The following is a 3,205-nucleotide window of genomic DNA, read 5'->3' as shown; positions in this document are numbered from 1 at the left end:
CCGCGTGACGTTGAAATGCGCCGTGGCGAAACCGCGCGCGTGGGCAATCTGAATGTGACAATGAACGAATGTCGCTATCCGTCGGGCAACCCTGCGGGCGACGCCTATGCCGAGCTCGAGATCGTCGAGACGGGCGACGAGAACCGGCTTTTTGCAGGCTGGATGATCGCCTCTGCCCCCGCGTTGTCGGCGCTGGAGCATCCGCGCTATGACATCTGGGTCATCCGCTGCACTACGTCCTGAGGGCTGGCCGCAGCGGGCGCTGTGAAATCTGCCGTTTTCATCAACGCCATTTCTAGCCGTGCGTGATAGGCCGCGCGGGTGATCTCTTGCGCGCCAAGGGACGCCAGATGCGGGGTCAGGAACTGTGTGTCAAACAGGGTAAACCCGCCGCGGTTCAACCGGTCCACCAGACAGGCCAGCGCAATCTTGGACGCGTTGTCGCGCCTTGAAAACATGCTTTCGCCAAAGAACGCACGCCCCAGCGTGACGCCATAGACCCCGCCCACCAGCATGTCATCCTCCCAGACCTCAAGGGCGTGGGCATGACCAAGCGCGTGTAGCTGGGCGTAAAGGCTGAAAATCTCGGCGTTGATCCAAGTGTCGGCGCGGTCGGCGCAGCCGGTGACAACGTCGTTGAACGCGGTGTTGGTGGTGATGGTAAAGCGCGTGCGCCGCATCGCGCGCGCCAGGGACCGCGAGATATGGAACCCGTCGAGGGGAAAGACACCCCGACGCCGCGGATCGACCCAGAAAATCTCTGGGTCGTCGCGGTGTTCGGCCATGGGGAAGATCCCGATGGAATAGCCGTGTAATAACAGCTCGGGCGTGAGGTCAGGCATTGCCCAGGTTGGTTTCAAGCCAATGCTCTAGCCAGTGGATGTTGTACTCCCCTGTCAGCACGTCCTGTTCGTCCAGCAGCGCATGGAACAGCGGCACCGTGGTGTCGACCCCATCCACGATCAGCTCGCCCAAGGCGCGACGCAGACGCGCCAGCGCTTCGGGGCGGTCGCGCCCGTGGACGATGAGCTTGCCGATCAGGCTGTCGTAATAGGGCGGGATTTTATAGCCGTCATACAGCGCGCTATCCATCCGCACACCAAGCCCACCTGGGGCGTGATACTGCGTGATCTTGCCCGGGCAGGGCGAGAAGTTCGGCAGTTTCTCGGCGTTGATCCGGACCTCGATCGCGTGGCCGTTGATCTGCAGGTCTTCTTGCGTAAAGGACATATCCATACCGGCAGCAACGCGGATCTGTTCGCGCACCAGATCGACCCCGAAGATGCCTTCGGTCACAGGGTGTTCTACCTGCAAACGCGTGTTCATCTCGATGAAGTAGAATTCGCCGTTTTCATAAAGGAATTCGATCGTGCCGGCACCGATGTAGTTGATGTTGGCCATCGCATCGGCGCAGACCTTACCGATCCGCGCGCGTTCTTCGGCGGTGATCGACGGGCCGGGGGCCTCTTCGAAAACCTTCTGGTGACGGCGTTGCAGCGAACAGTCCCGCTCGCCCAGGTGGACAGCACGGCCCTTGCCGTCGCCAAAGACCTGAATCTCGATGTGGCGCGGTGTGGTCAGATATTTCTCGATATAGACTTCGTCATTGCCGAAGTTCGATTTACCCTCGGCGCGGGCGGTCATGAAGGCACGTTCCATTTCAGCGGCGGATTGCGCCACTTTCATGCCCTTGCCCCCCCCACCGGCGGTCGCCTTGATGATCACCGGATAGCCGATTTCCTCGCCGATACGCTTGGCGTCGGCCAATGTGGGCACGCCGCCGTCAGACCCGGGAACGCAAGGCACGCCAAGCTCTTTCATGGTGTCCTTGGCGGTGATCTTGTCGCCCATGATGCGGATGTGTTCCGCTGTGGGGCCGATAAAGGTGAGGTCGTGGTCTTCGACGATCTGCACAAAGCCCGCGTTTTCCGACAAGAAACCGTATCCGGGGTGGATCGCTTCGGCACCGGTGATCTCGCAGGCGGCGATGATCGACGGGATCGACAGATAGGATTGCTGCGAGGAGGGCGGGCCGATGCAGACAGATTCGTCTGCCATGCGCACATGCATCGCATCGCTGTCAGCCGTCGAATGGACGGCGACAGACCCGATGCCCATCTCGCGGGCCGCACGGATCACGCGCAACGCGATCTCGCCGCGGTTTGCGACTAGGATTTTTCTGAACATGGGTTTCGCCTTATTCCAGGATCACCAAAGGCGCGCCGAATTCAACGGCGGCGCCGTCTTCTACCAAGATCCGCTTGACCGTGCCGGAGCGTGGCGCAGGAATGTGGTTCATGGTTTTCATCGCTTCGACGATCAACAGCGTGTCACCTTCGGAAACGCTTGTCCCGACAGAGATAAACGCGGGCGCGCCGGGTTCGGCTTGCATATAGACAGTGCCCACCATCGGAGAGACGACTGCGCCGGGGTGATCCGCCGGGTCGCTGTTGTCTGCGGCAGGGGCTGCTGCCGCTGCGGGTGCAGGGGCCGCGGGGGCGGGGGCTGCGTATTGTGCAGGGGCCGACTGCGCCTGTTGCGGCGCGACGATTTGTTGTGGGGGTTTACGGCTGACGCGCACATTCAGGCTGTCATCCTCGGCGTAATCCCGCTTGACCTGCAATTCGGTCAAATCGTTTTCATTCAGCAACTCGGCGAGCGCCTGGATAAAAGCCACATCGGCGTCATGGGTGTTTTTTGTCATATTTTCCTCAGCCAGTCTAAGTCGATCGGGCGCTGCCTGTGCCCTTGAATTGCTGCCTTATAGGGCATGGGCGCAGCCATGAAAAGCAAGCAGTTGCCTAACGTAAGCTTGGCCGCGCAAAGCGCGGGATCGGGCAGCGGATCGGGGCGAGGGATATGGGGGATGTGACAGGGGGACGCGGGCGCGGGAAAATGCCGGTGTGAAACATATGTTTCGTCTGGTTTTCCCGCGCGCGTAGAGGCTTGGCCGTCAGATTGCCAGATATTCGGCACGCAGTTCGGCGTTGTTCAGCACCTCTTCGGCGGTGCCGTCAAACACCACGCCGCCGGTATCAAGGATCACCGCACGATCCGCGAGTTTAAGCGCACGCACCGCGTTTTGTTCGACCAGAATGGTGGTGATGCCTTGGGATTTGATCAGCGACAGGGTCTTTTCGATCTCGTCCACAATGACGGGGGCAAGCCCCTCATAGGGTTCGTCCAGCAGCAGCACCTTGATGTC

Annotated in this window: 4 protein-coding genes and 1 pseudogene; 1 reads left to right on the top strand and 4 read right to left on the bottom strand. The window is 60.7% G+C overall.

Annotated elements, in window-relative coordinates:
• The coding region (locus B3849_RS16715; RefSeq protein ID WP_286780454.1) for a DUF2155 domain-containing protein at positions 1-243 on the top strand (243 nt) is incomplete at its 5' end.
• Here the strand turns inward: B3849_RS16715 and aat are convergent.
• From aat to B3849_RS16695, 4 genes and pseudogenes are all read right to left on the bottom strand, one after another.
• Entirely contained in the window at positions 207-842 is a 636-nt protein-coding gene (aat, locus tag B3849_RS16710) for a leucyl/phenylalanyl-tRNA--protein transferase (protein WP_278424485.1), read from the bottom strand. The genes B3849_RS16715 and aat overlap by 37 nt on opposite strands.
• Positions 835-2,187 carry an acetyl-CoA carboxylase biotin carboxylase subunit gene (gene accC, locus B3849_RS16705; protein ID WP_278424484.1) on the bottom strand — a complete coding sequence of 451 codons (1,353 nt, stop codon included), beginning with the start codon at positions 2,185-2,187 and terminating at the stop codon, positions 835-837. Before accC ends, aat begins: the two co-directional genes overlap by 8 nt.
• A 10-nt stretch (positions 2,188-2,197) precedes the next feature.
• Positions 2,198-2,704 carry an acetyl-CoA carboxylase biotin carboxyl carrier protein gene (gene accB / locus B3849_RS16700; RefSeq protein ID WP_278424483.1) on the bottom strand — a complete coding sequence of 169 codons (507 nt, stop codon included), beginning with the start codon at positions 2,702-2,704 and terminating at the stop codon, positions 2,198-2,200.
• 249 nt (positions 2,705-2,953) lie between these two features.
• A pseudogene (locus B3849_RS16695) lies at positions 2,954-3,205 on the bottom strand (ABC transporter ATP-binding protein); the annotation flags it as partial.

It is taken from the genome of Sulfitobacter sp. UBA4523 (assembly GCF_002388305.1).
GTDB classification, from domain to species: domain Bacteria; phylum Pseudomonadota; class Alphaproteobacteria; order Rhodobacterales; family Rhodobacteraceae; genus Sulfitobacter; species Sulfitobacter pontiacus.
This window is presented reverse-complemented; position numbering and strand designations above follow the sequence as displayed.

Bases quoted from the DNA above. Each gene is read 5' to 3' on its own strand.
- accC (WP_278424484.1), bottom strand. From the start codon at position 2,187: ATGTTCAGAAAAATCCTAGTCGCAAACCGCGGCGAGATCGCGTTGCGC.
- accB (WP_278424483.1), bottom strand. From the start codon at position 2,704: ATGACAAAAAACACCCATGACGCCGATGTGGCTTTTATCCAGGCGCTC.
- aat (WP_278424485.1), bottom strand. From the start codon at position 842: ATGCCTGACCTCACGCCCGAGCTGTTATTACACGGCTATTCCATCGGG.